Origin of the sequence: Vibrio sp. 1CM23M, assembly GCF_023161755.1 — a bacterium.
Taxonomy (GTDB): domain Bacteria; phylum Pseudomonadota; class Gammaproteobacteria; order Enterobacterales; family Vibrionaceae; genus Vibrio; species Vibrio coralliirubri.
On sequence record NZ_JALNTR010000001.1, the window covers coordinates 1,149,270 to 1,168,122 of the forward strand.

The 18,853-nt window shown below is 46.3% G+C and carries 16 protein-coding genes; 9 read left to right on the forward strand and 7 right to left on the reverse strand.

The annotated features are described in order from the left end of the window. Positions 1-60: 60 nt before the first annotated feature. From MSG35_RS04880 to ugpC, 6 genes are all read left to right on the forward strand, one after another. Positions 61-945, forward strand: coding sequence for a sugar ABC transporter permease (locus MSG35_RS04880; protein WP_248383109.1), 885 nt, complete (start codon positions 61-63; stop codon positions 943-945). Between the two features lie 23 nt (positions 946-968). Next, entirely contained in the window at positions 969-1,916 is a 948-nt protein-coding gene (locus MSG35_RS04885) for a carbohydrate ABC transporter permease (protein WP_248383110.1), read from the forward strand. A 6-nt stretch (positions 1,917-1,922) separates the two neighbouring features. Beyond that, the gene (locus MSG35_RS04890; RefSeq protein ID WP_248383112.1) at positions 1,923-3,203 is read left to right on the forward strand and encodes an extracellular solute-binding protein; all 1,281 of its coding nucleotides are present in this window, start codon (positions 1,923-1,925) and stop codon (positions 3,201-3,203) included. Between the two features lie 103 nt (positions 3,204-3,306). Beyond that, on the forward strand, positions 3,307-4,803 hold the full coding sequence (locus tag MSG35_RS04895) for a CehA/McbA family metallohydrolase (RefSeq protein WP_248383114.1): 1,497 nt from the start codon (positions 3,307-3,309) through the stop codon (positions 4,801-4,803). After that, positions 4,793-5,527, forward strand: a complete 735-nt coding sequence (locus MSG35_RS04900) for an HAD family hydrolase (RefSeq protein ID WP_248383255.1) — start codon at positions 4,793-4,795, stop codon at positions 5,525-5,527. Before MSG35_RS04895 ends, MSG35_RS04900 begins: the two co-directional genes overlap by 11 nt. 57 nt (positions 5,528-5,584) lie before the next feature. Beyond that, entirely contained in the window at positions 5,585-6,715 is a 1,131-nt protein-coding gene (gene ugpC, locus MSG35_RS04905) for a sn-glycerol-3-phosphate ABC transporter ATP-binding protein UgpC (protein ID WP_248383116.1), read from the forward strand. A 147-nt stretch (positions 6,716-6,862) separates the two neighbouring features. Here ugpC and MSG35_RS04910 read toward each other — a convergent pair whose 3' ends face one another. Further along, complete coding sequence (locus tag MSG35_RS04910; protein WP_248383118.1) at positions 6,863-7,603, reverse strand: amino acid ABC transporter permease; 741 nt, start codon at positions 7,601-7,603, stop codon at positions 6,863-6,865. A 124-nt stretch (positions 7,604-7,727) separates the two neighbouring features. Between MSG35_RS04910 and MSG35_RS04915 the strand changes: the two genes are divergently transcribed. Continuing rightward, positions 7,728-8,504 carry a transporter substrate-binding domain-containing protein gene (locus tag MSG35_RS04915; protein WP_248383120.1) on the forward strand — a complete coding sequence of 259 codons (777 nt, stop codon included), beginning with the start codon at positions 7,728-7,730 and terminating at the stop codon, positions 8,502-8,504. A 75-nt stretch (positions 8,505-8,579) separates the two neighbouring features. Here the strand turns inward: MSG35_RS04915 and MSG35_RS04920 are convergent, their stop codons facing one another. The 4 genes from MSG35_RS04920 to MSG35_RS04935 all read right to left on the reverse strand — a co-directional run bounded on the left by MSG35_RS04920 (position 8,580) and on the right by MSG35_RS04935 (position 13,922). Further along, complete coding sequence (locus MSG35_RS04920) at positions 8,580-9,992, reverse strand: fructose-specific PTS transporter subunit EIIC (protein ID WP_248383121.1); 1,413 nt, start codon at positions 9,990-9,992, stop codon at positions 8,580-8,582. Positions 9,993-10,005: 13 nt separating this feature from the next. Beyond that, entirely contained in the window at positions 10,006-10,446 is a 441-nt protein-coding gene (locus MSG35_RS04925; protein WP_248383122.1) for a PTS sugar transporter subunit IIA, read from the reverse strand. Positions 10,447-10,705: 259 nt separating this feature from the next. Continuing rightward, complete coding sequence (manA, locus tag MSG35_RS04930) at positions 10,706-11,923, reverse strand: mannose-6-phosphate isomerase, class I (protein WP_248383124.1); 1,218 nt, start codon at positions 11,921-11,923, stop codon at positions 10,706-10,708. A 94-nt stretch (positions 11,924-12,017) separates the two neighbouring features. Beyond that, positions 12,018-13,922: a fructose-specific PTS transporter subunit EIIC gene (locus MSG35_RS04935; protein ID WP_248383125.1), complete on the reverse strand. Its 1,905-nt coding sequence runs from the start codon at positions 13,920-13,922 to the stop codon at positions 12,018-12,020. A 378-nt stretch (positions 13,923-14,300) separates the two neighbouring features. Here MSG35_RS04935 and MSG35_RS04940 point away from each other — a divergent pair, with 378 nt between their 5' ends. Both MSG35_RS04940 and MSG35_RS04945 read left to right on the forward strand, forming a co-directional pair. Beyond that, positions 14,301-15,140 (forward strand): AraC family transcriptional regulator, encoded by an 840-nt coding sequence (locus tag MSG35_RS04940; protein WP_048611710.1) that lies wholly within the window; start codon positions 14,301-14,303, stop codon positions 15,138-15,140. Between the two features lie 562 nt (positions 15,141-15,702). After that, the gene (locus tag MSG35_RS04945) at positions 15,703-17,481 is read left to right on the forward strand and encodes a transporter (protein WP_248383127.1); all 1,779 of its coding nucleotides are present in this window, start codon (positions 15,703-15,705) and stop codon (positions 17,479-17,481) included. A 197-nt stretch (positions 17,482-17,678) separates the two neighbouring features. On the opposite strand, the gene MSG35_RS04950 is transcribed toward MSG35_RS04945, so the two are convergent. Both MSG35_RS04950 and MSG35_RS04955 read right to left on the reverse strand, forming a co-directional pair. Continuing rightward, complete coding sequence (locus MSG35_RS04950) at positions 17,679-18,452, reverse strand: PTS sugar transporter subunit IIA (protein WP_248383257.1); 774 nt, start codon at positions 18,450-18,452, stop codon at positions 17,679-17,681. 7 nt (positions 18,453-18,459) lie between these two features. Next, positions 18,460-18,762, reverse strand: coding sequence for a PTS fructose transporter subunit IIB (locus MSG35_RS04955; protein ID WP_017070485.1), 303 nt, complete (start codon positions 18,760-18,762; stop codon positions 18,460-18,462). Positions 18,763-18,853 lie beyond the last annotated feature (91 nt).

The window sequence follows — 18,853 nt, forward strand, 5'->3', positions numbered from 1 at the left end:
TTACTAACCTGTCATAAAAAACACTTAGTTTAACCGCATACAAATAAGGACGAGGTCACCATGAGTGCTTTCTCACAACCAATGAAAAACCGCTTAAAGGTACTGTTATTTACCGCACCGCTGTTGGTGCCACTGTTTACTTTTTGGCTCGTACCATTTGGTTATTCAATTTATATCAGCTTCACCGATTGGGATTACATCTCGCCAGATTATTCGTTCATCGGTTTAGAAAATTACGAGTACATGGTTGAGGACTACGAGTTCATTCAAGCGGTGCTTAACACGTTTTGGTTTTCGGTCGGTGTGGTGATTCCGACCATCATTCTTGGGCTTGTGTTTGCGATGTTGCTGCACAAAAACTTCAAGGGCAGCCAGTTCTATCGTGCGGTGATCTTCTCTCCTTGGATTACGCCAACGGTCGCGGTGTCGATTGTTTGGTCTTGGGTGTTCGAAACGAAATCGGGCTTGGCAAACCGCTTATTAGAGTCGGCAGGGTTTAGCGCGATTCCATGGTTAGAGAACGGAAACACAGCCTTGATTGCGGTGATTATCGTGACGGTTTGGCAGGCGATTGGCTGGACGATGCTGTTCTACATCAGTGCACTCAACAAGATTCCTGAATCACTGTATGAGGCTTCTTTGATTGACGGTTGCAGCAGCTTAACGCGCTTTTTGAAGATAACGCTGCCACTGATTTCACCAACCACATTCTTCTTGGTAGTGGTCAACATTATCACGGCAATGCAGGCGTTCGATCAGTTCCAGATCCTAACGCAAGGCGGGCCGGGTGGTGAGACACGTACCTTGCTGTACTTGTTCTACCAACAAGCGTTTGAACGTTACGAAATGGGACCTGCGGCCGCGACATCGTTAGTGATATTCCTGATTACTGGATTGTTGGCACTTATTAATACCTACATCGGCAAGCGCTGGGTGTACTACTAGTCGATTTTTGAAAGGACAGAATTATGACCACGCAAGTATTGGATGCCAATCAAGTCTTAAATCAAAGAGTGGCTGAATCTAAAGTCACAGCCCAAGCGAAAGCGACCAAATCAGAGGTTGCGCCAAAGAAAAACTCAGTGGATCGCCGTTCGTTTATCGCACTGGCTAAGCATCTTTTTTTAGCGACCTGCGGAACCATTATGGTGTTCCCGTTCTTATGGATGCTGTCAGGCTCGCTGAAAACCAATGACGAGATTTTTGCTAGCCCGTTGAATTTGATTCCAGAGCAATTCCGTTGGGAAACCTTTGTCGAAACCTTTCACAGCGCGCCGTTTGGCTTGTACATCTTCAACAGTTTTAGTGTGGCCTTGTTTACTACGCTGTTGGTGATTGTTAACTCTGCGATGTTTGCATACGCATTAACACAGCTGAAGTTTCGTTCGAAAACCGTGCTCTATTTTATCGTGATGGGCTGTTACATGCTGCCGGGCGCAGTGACGTACATTCCGTCTTACATCACCTTGGCAAGACTGGGTTTGTTGGATTCACACATGGGATTGGTGGCGTCGAACGCGGCGTCGGTTTTCGGTGTGTTCTATCTACGCCAAGTGTTTATCAAGGTGCATCCGTCGCTGATTGAAGCGGCACGAATTGATGGTGCAGGTGAGCTCAAAATCTTATGGGCAATCATCTTACCGCAATGCCGAGCAGCAGTCGCAACACTGTTCCTCATCACTTTTATTACCAATTACAACAGCTACATGTGGCCAAGCTTGGTTATTACCACTCAGGAACTTAACCTGATTGCGACCGGGATTCGTCACTACTTTATTGCCGAAGGTAACTATGGATTGAACTGGTCGCAAATCATGGCGGCGAGCACCATTGCAGTATTGCCTTTGTTAATTCTATTCGTCATTTGTCAAAAGACGATTCTTTCAGGTATCGCCGATAACGGCGTAAAAGAGTAAACGGAAATGAAATTAAAAACTCTCGCACTAGTGTGTGCTGGCGTAGCAAGCGCGTCTATGTTCTCTAGCAGTGTTCTAGCCGCAACCGAAGTTAACTTTTGGTATTCCGGTGGTACTAAGCCACAGCAAATGATGACTAAGCTCATCGAAGAGTTCAACGCGAGCCAAGATGAGTATGTGGTGAAGCCAGCATTGCAAGGCAACTACACGGAAACCTACCAGAAGCTGCAAGCAGGCCTAGCGTCTAGAACTGCACCTGAACTTGTGCTGCTAGATTCAGGTCGTGCGGAAGCGATGTACGGACGTGGTTTGAGCCGCGACCTAACGCCGTTCATGGATGAAGAGTTTAACTTCTCTGATTTCATTGGCGCGTTTAAAGATCAAGTGACAGCAGACGATGGCACCATCATCGGCCTGCCTGCTTACGGTACAACTCAAGTGTTCTACTACAACAAGCAGGTATTGGCAGATAACGGCTTTACCGAGCAAGACCTAAACACATGGCAAGGCGTGGCTAAGGTGGCTGAGAAAGTTACCCAACGTGATGACAAAGGCAACGTGACCTTCTACGGCTGGGAGCCGATGTGGGGCCAAGACAACATGATTGATGCGGCTTTCTCTAACGGCGCGAAGATCATCAGTGATGATGGCAAAACAGTGTTAATCGATTCGGCTGAATGGGTTGAAGTATGGGACAGCTTCCGTAAGTGGATCCACGATGATCAAATCATGCGTATTCACTACGGCGGTCAAGGTTGGGAATACTGGTACAAAACCATTGATGACGTCATGAAAGATAACGCGTTGGGTTACACCGGTTCATCGGGTGACCAAGGTGACTTGGACTTCACTAAGCTTTCAGCAACCACACAGCCAGGTTGGGGATCAAACCCTTCTGCGCCACAAGCGGGTGCGCTGGTTTACGTGATGCCAAAAGGCACAGACGAAGCAGCAGCAAAAGGTGCGTTCGAATTCGTTGAGTTCTACACCAATGCTAAGAACACGGCGGCATGGTCAATGTTCACGGGTTACATTCCAGTGCGTAACAGCGTTTCTGAAGTACCAGAATACCAAGCGTTCACTAAAGATAACCCGCAAGCTCTGATTCCTTTGAAGCAAGCGAACACGGCGACCAAAGACTTCCTAGACCCTACTAACGGTAAGATCATGGACGCTCTGAAAGTGGCAGCGGATCAGATTCAAATCCAAAACGTCCCAGCTGACCAAGCGCTAAAACAAGCGGCGAAGAAAGCACAACGTGCACTAGACCGAGCGAATCGTTCTTAATCTGTAAAGTGGTTAAAACTATCTTTGCATGCATAAAGGCCCATCTATTCGGGTGGGCCTCTTTTTACCCAGTCCTCCAATTAGGACGAATTTGGTGAAGACAATGACCCAATTTCAAGGTGAGCTGCCGTTTGGCAGAGTACGTATCCCCTTTGATGTGCCAGCAGGTTCTCACTGCGTAACCATTACTGGTACGACGGTGAAAAAAGGATTCTTGTACGCGGCAGCCTATGATGCCAATCAAGCATTTCGTGGTAAGGTGTTGTTTGAAAAAGCGCACAAGTCACTCACTATTCAACCGCAAAACTCTGGTCTAGGCGCGATTGACGGCGCGATTCCATCGGGCGAATGGTTCTTAGAACTTTACAATCTCGAAGGTGAGTTTCGCACCGAGCGTGCGATGCAGTATCAAGTCGATGTGCTTTGCTCTGATGAGTTAGTTAATCATTCTAATGAGCTAAATACTGACGGAATTGAGAGTGAACTAGAACTGAACCCAACAGTCACAACGGATCACGATATCGAGTTTGATTACAGCCACATGCTGAGCTCTGATTCTCGCTGGTATCGTGGTGATTTACACGCTCACACTCAGCTTTCTGATGGTCACAATACCTTAGCCGCAGCGAAAGATATTGTTGAATCACAAGGGCTCGATTTCTTCTTTTTCACCGAGCACAACATTTGCCAGCCTAAACTGCCTGTATCAAACCAATGTTTGTTTTTACCAGCGTTAGAAGTCACAACCGATCTCGGACACTTCAATGTGCATGGCCCGGTTAAGTCTTTAGACCTTAGAGATGTTGAGCACAGCAGCCAAGCGACGATGGAAGCGGGATTGAACTTAGCTAAAAGTGGACACAGTTCCCTTGGCATTAATCACCCGATGATGAAGCCGTGGCATTGGCATTACGATCAAGTGGAACTCAGCCAAGTGTCTACGTTTGAAGTGTGCTGCGACCCAACATGGTCGACCTCGCCTAAAGCGACCGAAGAGGCGTTATTGGTTCTCAATGAAATGTGGAATTGTGGTCAGCGCATTACCGCAATTGGCGGCAGTGATTCACACCTTGAGCCACATGAACGCAACCCAAAATCGGATGAGCCTTCTATTTACGGTGACCCATCAACCTTCGTATATAGCCATGGCTTGAGTGGCGAAGGCATCTTGTCTGGTCTGCGTAATGGGCAAGTGTATTTGGAGCGACGTTGCGGTTTGAAGTTTGACATCAACTTAGGTGATTTGCTGCCGGGCAACGACTCTCAAGGGCAAACTCTTACATACCGAATCGCAGTCTCTGACTCAGAAAACCCTTACTACGCGGAGTGCGTGGTGGATGGCGAGATTGTAGATCGAATCGCTTTGAGTGATGAGCGACAAAGTATCCATATTGATGAGGGCTACCGTTGGTGTCGAGTGGATATCCGTCGTGGAGAGCTTTCTACGATGTTAATGAACAGTACTCAACCTGCATCTGACGAGCGTGAGTTTGAAGGCTGCATCAATGCCGTATTCGACGGCAAACAACCAGAATTTAATCAACCCTTAGTGCGTACTTGGGGAGAACTAATGGAGCGAATGAGCCGTGATGAAGTTTAAGGCGATGTTATTTGATAAAGACGGCACATTGTTAGAGTTCCACAAGATGTGGCTTAACGTTTCTCGTGGTGCTTGTGAGCGTGTGAAATCTTACAGTGACCAGCACCAAGGTAATCAAACTGTCACACCTGCTGAGTTACTCTTGGCCATCGGTGTAGAGGGTGATGTGGTTGATAACTACGGACTATTAGCTTCGAACCCAGTGGAAGATACGGCAACAGCGTGGTTCAACATGCTGCAACCGAATGTCTCGCTCGCTGAATTCACCAAGGTGACCAAAGCAGCGTTCAACGACGAAGTCGAAGAGAACCCAAGCTGGATTGAAGCCCTACCGGGTGTGACTGAAAAGCTCGGTCTGTTCAAGCAGCAAGGCATGATTTTAGGCATCGCGACCGCAGATACCAAAGACTCAACCATCTACACGCTAGAGCAATCTGGCTTGAGCGAGATGTTCGATTATATCGGTTACTCCGACGGTGATATTGAACCTAAGCCAGCGCCCGCATTACTTAACGCATTCTGTGAAAAATGCGGCATTGAGCCACACGAAGTGATCATGTTTGGTGACACGGTTTCGGATATGGAATTTGGCCGTAATGCAGGCGCAAGCAATGTTGGTGTGCTGACTGGCACGGCACAACACAGCGAATTAGAGCCAGTAGCGGATCTGGTTATCGCATCGGTTGCCCATTTTGAGCTCAATCAACTGCAAGAACGTGGCTAAAACGTTTAACGACAGATTCCAAAGATAGTATTTAACGAATTGATTTAAGGACAGGTTATGGCTGAAGTCACACTGAGAGGGGTAGAAAAAACCTACCCAAATGGTTTTAAGGCCGTGCACGGTGTCGATCTGAATATTCGCGAAGGTGAGTTTATGGTGTTTGTTGGGCCGTCTGGCTGCGCAAAATCCACCACACTTCGTATGATCGCAGGCCTTGAAGATATCTCAGAAGGCGATGTCTACATTGGCGATAAACGTGTAAATGAACTGCCACCCAAAGATCGCGGCATCTCAATGGTTTTTCAGAACTACGCACTTTATCCGCACATGTCGGTGTACGACAACATGGCTTTTGGTCTGAAACAACAGAAGCTGCCAAAGCACGAAATCAATGAGCGTATTGAAGATGCAGCCAAGACTCTGGATATCGAACACCTGCTAAATAATAAGCCAGGTGAAATGTCCGGTGGTCAAAGGCAGCGCGTGGCGCTTGGTCGTGCGATGGTTCGTAAGCCAGATGTGTTCTTGTTTGATGAGCCTTTGTCTAACTTGGATGCAAAGTTGCGTGTTTCAACACGAGTCAGCATTGCGCAGCTGCATAACAATCTGAAGCAAGAAGGTCAGAACGCCACCATGATCTACGTGACACACGATCAGGTGGAAGCCATGACCCTTGGCGATCGCATCTGTGTGTTGAATCAAGGCGAGATCATGCAGGTCGATACGCCAATGAATCTTTATCAATACCCAGCAAACAAGTTTGTCGCAGGCTTTATTGGTTCGCCAGCGATGAACCTTATCAAGGTCAGAGTAGACGAGATCGACTGCGTAATGAATGTAGTATCAGAAAGTGGCGCACGTTGGACGCTACCACAAGACAAGCAAGCTATCGCGCGAGAGAAACTCGATGAGTGGCTGTGGTTTGGCGTTCGTCCTGAGCACATTCAACTGGCTAATCACGATGCGCCTTTGTCGGAGGTGAATACTCAAACGCACAAGCTTGATGTGGTCGAGTCGATGGGCAATGAGTTGTATCTCTACTTCAAACTTGGAGCAGATAAGCTGGTGGCTCGCGTGCCTTTTGATGCTGACCGAATGGCGGAAAGTGGGCAAGAGACAATGCTTCATTTCAATACATCACAATGTCATTTGTTTGACCTAGAGACAGAAGAAGTTCTAACTGAATAAGTCGATGTGTCAAATAGTCAAAACAAAGAAATCCCCGCTCAGATGAGAGTGGGGATTTTTCTTAGGGGGAGTATCAACAGGAACTCGGGTTTGTGCTCGAGGCTTTTTTGTTGGAGATAGCTGAACGATCTTGAGGGTTAGAACCATTTAATGGCTCGGAATCGCAATCCTTTTTTCTAGCCAACGAACCGCTTGTGATACCACCAAAATAAGAACAAGGTACTCCAAAACCAGAAACGTATAGATCTCTAAAGGTAAATATTCGTTCACTACCAGCTCATTGGCTCGCCTTGTTAAATCACTCAAACCAATCACACTCACTAGCGAGCTCATCTTGAGGATATAAATAAACTGATTGCCCAAGGGCGGCAGTATTTGACGGAATGCCTGCGGTAGGATAACCAATCGCATTTTTTGCCAATAGGTCAATCCCAAGGATTCGGCCGCTTCATGTTGCCCACGATTAATCGCTTGAATCCCCCCACGGAACACTTCAGCCATAAAGGCGCTCTCGGCAACGGTCAATGCGATTACCCCTGCCCAGAAGTGGTTCAAAGAGACATCGAGTAATGTCGGCATTCCGTAATACACCCACAATAGCAATACCAACACAGGGATAGAACGAATCACCTCTACGTAAAGTCGATTAATTCCCTTGAGTACTGGTGAGCTTGAAAGCGCAGGAAAGGCGACCAATAGACCGAGAGCCATGGCAAAAAACATACTCAACAACGAAACCTGAATAGTCTCGCTAAAACCAGCCATCAAAAACTGAATATTAGTTCGTCCCTGCTCCGTCGACGGGTCGAGTACATACCATCCCCATTGATAATCTGAACATCCTGTCAGAAACAGCAGAGAAACTAGCGATAAGTGACGATAGTTCACATTTACTCCCAAAAACTCCATTTGTTATTGCCATGTTAACAACCAAATCTGTTTAATGGTTAATAATTAAAAATAATATCTACATTCATCACTTAGAAATCAGCATTCTTTAAAGGAATAAAAAATGAAAAAAAGCTTAATCGCATTAGGAATGTGCCTGCTTGCTTTTACACAAATCGCACATGCCCAAAGTCGTTTGCAGGAGATACTGGGTGCGGGAGTTCTTCGCGTTGGTACAACGGGGGATTGGAACCCAATGACAATGAAGGATCCTGCAACCAACAGCTACCGCGGCTTTGATATCGATGTCACGACTGAGTTGGCTAAAGACCTAGGCGTAAAAGTGGAATACGTCGCAACAGACTGGAAAACCTTGGTGAATGGCATCACGGCCAACAAATACGACGTGACTGGCAGCGCATCGCTCAACATGTCTCGAGCAAAAGTCGCTGGGTACAGCCAACCTTACTTCTATCTGGCTTTTGTCCCTGTCGTGCAAAAGAAAGACATAGAGAAGTTCTCCGATTGGAGTGACTTTGACAAAGCAGAAATCAAAGTTGCCGCTACGCTCGGCACAGTACAAGAAAAAATGGTGAAGGACTTCTTCCCATCGGCACAACACATCGTGATTGAAGCGCCGGCACGGGATTTCCAAGAGCTTTTAGCTCGCCGCGCTGATGTCTCCGTGACTTCAAACGTAGAGGCTGCAACCTTAGTAGAGAAGTTTAAACAACTCGCGATTGTTCCGGTGAAAGATCTACGTAAACCAACTCCAATTGCGATGCTACTACCACAAGATGATCAAGTTTGGATTAACTACATTAATCACTGGGTTGAATTGAAAAAGACGCAAGGTTTCTTTAAGCAAACAGCTGAGAAGTGGGGACTGAAAAGCATGTAACGAGCTCATAGAGAAGAGAAAAATAGAGCCCTTAGGGGGAAGGGCTCTTGAGTTAGGAGCTTGCTTTAATTTGGGTTACGCGACCACTAACGTCGTTGCTTTTTTCATTGCCTCTTTGGTTGAACACTCAATCACGTTCGCATTGGCAAAGCGGTGTGCGTCTTTCACTTGAATATCGTGAGCCAAGATAACCAGTTTCGCGTTCGTTACATCTAGGTCGGTGATGCGATTCTGAATACCGTTTTGACCTTGTGTTTCTACTTTGATTTTCAGACCTGCTGCCGCACCTGCTTTCTCTAGTGCTTTCGCTGCCATGAAGGTGTGTGCAACACCAGAAGGGCAACATGTTACTGCTACGATGTCGTACTCGCCTTCGCCTGCTACAGGCGCCGCTTGAGCTTGTACTGGCGCTTCAACTATGTCTTCTTCCGTTTCTACTGCGACTGGTTTCCAGAAGCCTACGATAACGGCTGTGGTTAATGAGCCAAGCGCAATACCGACGACGTACATTGGAATGTTGCTTGATACTGGCGCCGTGATTAGACCGCCCCACGGTGCGTGCAGTAGAACGTCTGTCATGAAGCCGAATACACAGCCCACGATACCACCGGCAACGATTGAAGGAAGTACGCGCATTGGGTCATTTGCTGCGAACGGGATAGCACCTTCAGAGATACCGATAGAACCCATGATTGCTGCTGCTTTACCTGCTTCTTGCTCTTGTTTAGAGAACTTGTTTTTGAATAGGAAAGTCGCCAGAGCCATACCTAGAGGTGGAGTACAAATCGCGATGCCTACACCGCCCATTAGCCAAGGTTGCGTGTCTACTTGAGTTTGAGCAAATAGGGTCGCTACTTTGTTGATAGGGCCGCCCATATCAAACGCCGTCATACCGCCAAGGATTGTGCCCAGAACCATCTTAGATGCACCAGCCATTGAAGCTAGGAACTCGTTCATTGAAGACATGAACAGTTTGATTGGCTCACCGATGCCCCACAGTACGATACCTGCAGAGATTAACGTGCCTAGAAGCGGGTAGATGAAGTACGCACCTAGCGCCGTCATGTTCGCAGAAAGTGGGATCTTCTTAAGTTGGAATACCACGCCACCGGCGATAAAGCCTGCCACGATACAGCCAAGGAAACCACCGCCCATGTCAGCCATGATGCCAGAAGAGATCATTGCAGGTGCTAGTGCTGGTTTATCTGCAATGGAGTAACCAATAAAGCCGCCAAGAATGATTGGGAAAAGAACAAGGCCTTTGATACCGATATTAGAGATGTCTGCTAGTAAACCGTCTGCTGGTACAGCACCTTTGCCTGATGCCATTACCGCTAACGCCAACAGAACACCACCGGCTACGATGAAAGGCAGCATGTGTGAGGTTCCGAAAAGCAGGTGACCTTTCATGGTACTAAGGATTTTTTTAAAGTCGCTACTACTATTTTTATTAGTGGTATTCGTAGCTTGAGTTGTTAGGGTGCTCATAATTTTCTACGCCTTATGAATTAATTAAAATATTAAGGATTTGTTGTTCGTCTTTTGCGTTATGGATATCTTGAATAAATTCATCACTGAATTTTCCAAATAGTTCTTGTAGTACATAAATATGATGGTCAGCACCGTTATCGGGTGAGGCAATCATAAAAAACACGGTTGGGTTGATGCCGTCTTCATCGCCATACTCAATGCCTTGACGCTTAACGCCGACTGCAATCGCTGGCTCAGTGACCGCCTTGCTTTTTGAGTGTGGGTAAGCGATGCCATCCATCGAGGTAATACTTTGAGATTCACGAATTTCGATGTCTGCCAAGAAGGCTTCTTTATTACTGATTCGGTTGTTCTCAAATAACATGTCTGCCAATTCTTCAAACAGTTCTTTTTTATTATTCGCTTGAAGGTTGTTATTAATTAAGTTGACGTTAGTTAGCTGTGTGATCATTTATTAACTCATTCACTATTGAAGTTCTTGAATTAAAATTAATGGATTAACCTGATTCGCGAAATAGCAAATAAAAGCCCTTCACTGTACATTTGTACCAAGCAAAATTAAGTGTGATTTGCATCATTCATCCAGTGTGAGATGGGTCATATTTGATGGTGTATTTGTCTATGTTTTTGACACGTAGACTGGCCTCTTCAGAAACAAAAATGCCCTGCAAAAGCAGGGCATAGATAGTGTGTGATTAGTGGTGATGGAGCTAGCTGTAAGCGCGCGCTACACGTCCAACGCAGTCGAGTTTGTAACTCTCGGCATAAGCAGGAATAAACACCGACTGGCCTTTCTCTATCACGCAGGTTTCGCCACATTGGTGAGTGAGCACCATAGATTCGTCGAGCGGCAATAGGATCTCGGCACCTTCGGTCGTGATCTGGCGTTGATGTGAGTTTTGCACGATAGAGAACTTAAAATCCTCAACTGGAATTTGATATTCCATCACATCACCTTGCTCAATCGGGCTGAGCAATAATCTATCCGCAGGCTTTTCATTAAATCGAGTACAAGAAACCAGCTCGTTCACGTCCATGTACTTAGGCGTTAACCCGGCACGCAGCACATTGTCTGAGTTCGCCATGATCTCTAAGCCTGTCCCTTTGATGTAAGCGTGAGGGGTTTCTGCATCTAAATACATGGCTTGCCCCGGCTTTAGCGTAATCACGTTCAATAGTAGCGGAGCAAACAGGCCGACATCACCTGGGTATTGGTTTTCCAGTTCTGAAATCAATTGGAATACACGTTTATCAGAAAGCTTGGCCTTCATGATCAACATGGTCAGCGCCATGCCTTTTTGTTCACCTTCCAAAGACAATAAGCTCGCAAAAAAGCAGGCTAAGCCATTGGGTGTTTGATCGCCCGCGAGATCGTTTACCATCGAATGTAATTCAGGAATGTCGAGGTAATGAAAATGCTCAAGGATCTCACTGATCGACCTAAAGCCATTCATTGCTGTGTAGTCGGTTAGGGCATACACCAGTTCTGGCTTGTGATTAGGATCCTTGTAGTTACGATTGCCTGCGGTCATCGGAATGCCTTGCTGCTCTTCAAGAGCATAGCCAGATTCCGCTTGCTGCTTGTTTGGGTGGACTTGAACAGACAGTGCCTTCTCCGCAGCTAACACCTTGAATAGGTAAGGCAGCTCGCCAAAACGACTTGCAACTTTCTCGCTTAAAAACAGGTTTAGGTTCTTAGAGATCAAGCTCGATAATGTGGTCTGCTGCCCATTGTCGTTCACCATTGAGCAACCATTCGGGTGAGCACCCATCCAGATCTCTGCTTGCGGCTCACCAGACTGGTTATCTATGCCAAACAGTTGGCTAAACGAAGAAGGGCTACCCCATGCGTAGTTTTGAACCACATTAGTCATAGGGTAGAAAAAACGTTGTACGAACGAATCGTTCGCTAAAGAAAAATCAGACATCGAAATCACCATGAAGGGAAACATGGCTTGAGCTCTACTCGATCTAATGAAATGTGAGAGTAGAGTGGGTTCAAGCCATTGGAGTTGAAATGGCTTAAGCCGCTGCTGCTGTTAGCTTGGCTTTGCGTAGATTTTTAAGCGCGATACAAGTAACCGCAGTCACACCCGCACCTGATGCCATGCACAGAAGTGCTAGCAGTGGGTAGTTCATTGCGCCAAGTAGGGCGACCACTGGACCACCGTGAGCAACGCTGTTGGTGATGCCGAATGAGAACGCCATAACCGCAGCAGTCATTGAGCCAAGTACGTTGGCTGGGATAACTGACATTGGATCTTGAGCCGCGAAAGGAATCGCACCTTCAGAGATACCCACCAAGCCCATCGCGCCTGCTGCTTTACCTGCTTCAATCTCAGAAGATTCGAATAGGTCGAACTTACGGCCAAGTCTGGTTGCGATAGCCATACCAAGGGGAGCGACAGGGATTGCACACGCCATTGCACCCATGAATTGAGTTTCACCGCTAGCAATCATGCCGACCGAGAATAGGAACGCGACTTTATTGAATGGGCCACCCATATCAAAGCCAGCCATGCCACCAAGGACAATGCCAAGCAGAACCACGTTACCTGTGCTCATGCTGGTTAGCAGTGCTGTAAGCGCATCCATTAGTCCCGCGATAGGCGCGCCAATAACGAAGATGAACAGGCCTGCGATGAATAGAGAGCCAGTGATCGGAGCGATCATGATAGGCACAAGTGGTTGAACGAATTTGTGGTAGTTAAACGAGGTAATCCATTTAACGAAGTAACCGACTAACAGGCCTGCGATGATTGCACCAATGAAGCCTGTGCCTGCGTCGGCGCCATAGAAAGAGCCATTGTTGGCAATCCAACCACCAATCAAGCCAGGGGTTAGAGCAGGGCGGTCAGCGATCGCGTAAGCGATGTAACCTGCCAGAATCGGGATCATCAGGGTGAAGGCCACTACACCCACTTCCAGAATTTGGTTCCACATGCTGCCAGCAGGAATAGCCATTCCAGATTCACTTGGCTCGCCACCAATCGCTAAAGCTAGGGCAATCAAAAGGCCGCCCGTCACTACGAATGGGATCATGTGTGATACGCCATTCATCAAGTAACGGTAAAGGTCTGAACGCGCTTGTGAGGCTTTTTCGGCAACGGATTGATTGGTCGGCGTTTGTTCTGCTTGGTAGCTAGGTGCGTTGAGTGCTTGTTTGATCAAGCCTTGCGCGTCTTTGATTGGTGCTTTTACGTTGGTGCAGATAACGCGTTTACCCGCAAAGCGAGCCATGTCGACCTGCTTATCACAAGCCACGACAATCGCGTCGGCACGTTCAATCTCTTCTTGAGTTGGGCTGTTCTTAACGCCGATAGAGCCGTTAGTTTCAACCTTAACATCGTAGCCAAGTGCTGCTGCGCCTTTCTCTAACGCCTCTGCTGCCAAATAAGTGTGTGCCACGCCAGCTGGGCAGCCTGTCACACCAATGATGAAGCCTTGGGCTTCTGTCGTTTCTTCGGTTTGAACTGGCTCTGGTTTCGTCAGAAGTAGTTCCAACGCGGTTTGCTCGGAATCGGCATTCATGAAGTTTTCGATGAAACCTTCTTCAATCAGTTTCGAAGAAAGCTCTGCCAGTACTTCGATGTGGTGGTTATCACCGCCATCAGGAGAGGCAATCATGAAGAACAGTTTTGATGGCTGGCCGTCATCTGCGCCGTACTCGATACCCTGTTGGTGGACACCGATAACAACCGCGGGTTTTATCACCGCAGCGCTTTTCGCGTGTGGCAGAGCAATACCTTCTTCAAATCCGGTATTACCTTGTTCTTCACGAGCCTTAATGTCGGCAAGAAACTGTGCTTTGTCTGAGATTCTGCCTTGTGCGTAAAGTACGTTTATCAGCTCTTTAAATACGTCTTCTTTTGAATTAGCGCTAAGCGAAAGCTTAATCAAATCTTGATTGATCAATGTCGTGATCATAATGAACCCCTACTCTGTTTTTATTTTGTTAGGGGTATTCTGGAATCTACGGCTTACCTTCTGTAGTGAAGAAAAAATGCATTTACTGGATGATTGTTGCGTTATAAGTGGAGTGTGATTTTGATCGGTCGAACGGGCGTTTTTAGGTCTGTGTTGACAAGGTTTGTCGTGCTTTTAAGCTTTTATTTATAAGGGATTCGGCGTGTTTTGTTATCTGGGGAATAACGTGCTTCATCGGTTTCGGCACTGGAGATTTATTTCTACGACTGGATTTTTGTAACCTAGATCTCAAATTGTGATTTTGCTCAATAGCGCTATGTTTCAGTTACAGGTATATCTATTTCCGTAGCCTTATTGCTGCCCATAAGAGTTCGAATAATGATATTTCATGACTTAATCTCGTCGGTGTTAAATGAGCGAGAACCGTTTCATAACATCTGGTTTGCTGGAGATTTTCACACGCCTTCAGCGTGCAGCTATCAGGTGAACTTTCCGCGCTTAGAGTTGGTGTTAGACGGAGAGTATATTAATGAAATGGAGAGTCATGATCGCAAGATCACCAACGTTATTGCCAAAGCCGGAGACGCGATTTTCATCCCACCCAACTGCTGGAATAAACCTAACTGGGATACTGACTGCTCGGTGCTGAGCATGTTGTTTGGGCGTCGTCAGCTTGGTTTAAGCTTAGTGAGTAAGCGCAAAGGGGAAGAGAGCTTTTACGATATCCAAAAACACAGTATTCAGACTCGATCAGGGTTTGCGATTGATAACATCTTGGAGGCGCTTAGCTCGTTAGCGAGAGAGAGCAACAAGCAGCCGATGGATGAGTTATTGCTGCAAGCTCTGCTCCAATACAGCAAGACGATGTTGGATGCGCCTGTCGAGAAATCTCACAGCCGCGTGCAGGATGTGTATCAAGGGATTTGTATCTACATTCAAGAGAATTTCCACCGTCAAATCACCCGAGACAGCATTGCCTCACGCTTTAGTATTTCATCCAATCACTTGTCGCGAATGTTCCGTCAGCAAGGCCATATGACGCTGGCAGAATACATCACCCGTGTTCGAGTCGACCGCGCTAAGTTCATGCTCAAAAAGTACAACTTCAAGCTCAATGAAGTGGCATTACGTTGCGGCTTTAAGGATGTGAACTACTTTTGTCGAGTGTTTAAGAATCGCACAGGAAGAACGCCGACTGAATATCGTGGTTCAATCTAATATCCCTTCAAATTGCCATTTTTGACCAGAGCTATACGACCGAAATTTGTATGACTAGATCACCACAGTGAACCCTGTGTTGTGGTGATTAATTCGCTTTGTATTCTCCTCTGCTGTTTATTTCTACACCTTATTTCGAAACCTATCTTAGGCACGTTCTCTATTTATCCCGTTTCACTAAATAACCAAAATTAATAACATTAAGGGTTCGCTTTGCGTGTTACTTATTATTTTTCGCTACCTATTTATTGAATTAAACCTGTCAAAGTTGATGTATTAACTCGATGCATTTAATGAATGCTAAGTAAATTAAAAACCACTTATCGAGACGACAAAATCTTGTTATTGTTGTCCGGTTTACTGATTGAAATCTTTTTAAGTTATTGATTTAAAATGCTTAATTTGCATCTGGTTATTCTTTGTTTACTAAGTTGTAATTCATGCATCGAAATCAAATATTCAGGTTTATACGCCCCATCACAACCTTGACTTATAATACTACAAATTAAAAATTCTATAGATAATATGCTCTTCAGATATTCATCATAAAGAAGACTTATACATGGAACTCAATACTCTGATCGTAGGAATTTATTTCCTTTTCCTTATCGCAATAGGTTGGATGTTTAGAACGTTCACCAGTACAACCAGTGACTATTTCCGCGGGGGCGGTAACATGCTTTGGTGGATGGTTGGCGCAACTGCGTTTATGACTCAGTTCAGTGCTTGGACCTTCACTGGTGCGGCAGGTAAAGCGTATGCTGATGGTTTGGCGGTAGCCATTATCTTCCTAGCGAACGCATTTGGTTACCTGATGAACTACCTGTACTTCGCTCCGAAATTCCGTCAACTACGCGTAGTAACGCCAATTGATGCGATTCGTATGCGTTTTGGTAGCTTCAACGAGCAAGTGTTTACTTGGTCTGGCATGCCGAACAGTATTGTTTCTGCGGGTATTTGGCTGAACGGTTTGGCGATTATCGCATCGGGCATCTTTGGCTTCGATATGACAACCACCATTATTCTGACGGGTCTTGTTGTACTGGTGATGTCGGTAACGGGCGGCTCTTGGGCGGTTATCGCGTCTGACTTCATGCAGATGGTTATCATCATGGCAGTAACCGTAACGTGTGCCGCTGTGGCTATCGTGCAAGGTGGCGGCGTTACTGAAATTATCAACGATTTCCCTGTAGCAGAAGGCGCATCATTCGTTTCTGGTAACAACCTGAACTACGTAAGCATCTTCGGAATCTGGGCATTCTTCATCTTCTTCAAGCAGTTCAGTATCACCAACAACATGTTGAACTCTTACCGTTACCTAGCGGCAAAAGACTCTAAGAACGCGAAAAAAGCGGCACTGTTGGCGTGTATTCTGATGACCATCGGTCCAATCATTTGGTTCATGCCACCTTGGTTCGTAGCAGGACAAGGCGTTGACCTTGCGGCACACTATCCAGATGCAGGTTCTAAAGCAGGCGACTTCGCTTACCTTTACTTCGTAGAGCAATACATGCCAGCAGGTATGGTAGGCCTTCTAATCGCAGCTATGTTTGCGGCAACTATGTCTTCTATGGACTCAGGCTTAAACCGTAACTCTGGTATCTTTGTAATCAATTTCTACCAACCGATTCTTCGTCCAAACGCGACAGAGAAAGAGCTGATGATTGTGTCTAAGTTGATGTCTACCTTCTTTGGTCTTGCCATCATCCTTATCGCGCTGTTTATCAACTCGCTAAAAGGCTTGAGCCTGTTCGACACCATGATGTACGTGGGCGCATTAATCGGCTTCCCAATGACCATCCCTGCATTCTGTGGTTTCTTCCTTAAGAAGACTCCGGACTGGGCAGGTTGGGGTACGCTAGTGGTCGGTGCGATTGTGTCTTACATCGTTGGTTTCGTGATTACCGCTGAGATGCTACAAAACTTGTTCAACCTAGAGCCGCTAACGAGCCGTGAATGGTCTGACCTAAAAGTAGCAGTAGGCCTGATTGCACACTTAACATTTACTGCTGGCTTCTTCATTCTTTCGACTCTGTTCTACAAACCACTGGAAGCGTCTCGTCAGAAAGATGTTGATACCTTCTTCAACAACCTAGCGACTCCATTGGTCTCTGAATCAACCGCGCAGAAGAAACTGGATAACAAACAACGTCACATGCTGGGTTCATTGATCGCAGTGTCTGGTGTAGCTGTGATGGCGATGCTTGCTCTACCAAACCCATTCTGGGGAAGAATGATGTTCGTACTGTGTGGCGGTATCGTGTTTATCGTTGGTCTACTGTTAGTGAAAGCTGTAGACGACTCGGTTGAGGATGCGAAACAAGCGAAAAAAACAGCTTAAGTTAGCTAACCAGTTAAACAAATAACTATACATAAAACGGCTGAGCTCTAATGCTCAGCCGTTTTTTGTTGTGTGAGAAAATGAGCATAGAAGGGTTGGATAGGTGTCATAACAGGAAATAAATGGATTCGCTGAACTTGACCAGAATACTTGAATCAGGTGGGGTGAATTAGATGGGATGAATTAGAATAGAAAAATTAGATAAGACGAGATGAGATGTACATCAACAGAGCTTGCAGGTCGACACTGCTTCGAGTCTTTTGCAGACGCTCATTGACCTGATCGTGCAGTAGGTTTCGAGTTAGGTTAGTCGCCGCCACAATGTGCTCACGCTGTGGCTTGGTTGGTAGAACAAGAGCAATGGCTACATGCACTTCGCCGATACGTGATGCCCAGTCAATCGGGTCGTCACTAACGATAACCGCAATCGAGAGATCTTTGGTCGATTCAAACATCACATGCGGCAGTGCGATACCCGGTGACACACACGTAGACGAACGTTCCTCTCGCTTAATAAATGCCAGAATCAGTTCATCTGGATCTTCTGGATAAACAAGGTGAGCGAGCCCTTTTAAGCACTCAAATTTGGTCAGCTGGGTTTGCGCCTTAGCGTGGTGCCATTTGATATCACAAGGTGGGCATATCTGCGGCATTCGCTGGATTAAATCGCTAGAGAACTCATGGTTCACTTGTGAGCCAACCATGTCGTAATGCTCGGCAATTACGTCTTTGAGAACGAAGCAGGCCAGCTCAGCATCAATACCAACCGCGGTTATCTGGCACAAATCACCACGAAGTAAACCTACTTGCAGCATCGCGACGGATTTGGAGAGATCAGCGGTTCGATTTTGAGTGATGTTGATAATGCGGATGTTGCTTTTGAACTTCTTCGCTAAGCGAGTCAGCGGCTGCGCGACATGTGAGTTCGCGGCAGGATCGTTAACGAAGAAGGTGATCTGGTATTCGTTCATCAAAAGTTTAAGTTCGACAATGCTTAATAAAGACTTTATCGACACTCAACAATACTTCTTCCATTGGAACAAATACGGTTTTAGCTGGGTCAAATCGGCTTGGTTGTTCGATGTCGATATCAGAGACGATCAACACTTTGTCTGCGAGGGTAATATCTTGGGCGGTCAGTAAGTTTTCAATACCCATAGCGCCTTGCGTCTCTACCTTTATTGAAACGTTGAACTTAGGGGCTGTTTTATTTAGAGCATCAGCTGCCATATAAGTATGCGCAATGCCTGTAGGGCACGCAGTTACCGCTACAATTCTCATTATTATTCTCGGCTTAATCTCGTCCCTGTTACGTTACATAAGCTACCTTTCAGAAGCTACCCGGCAAAAGCTATCTTGCATGGGAACTCCA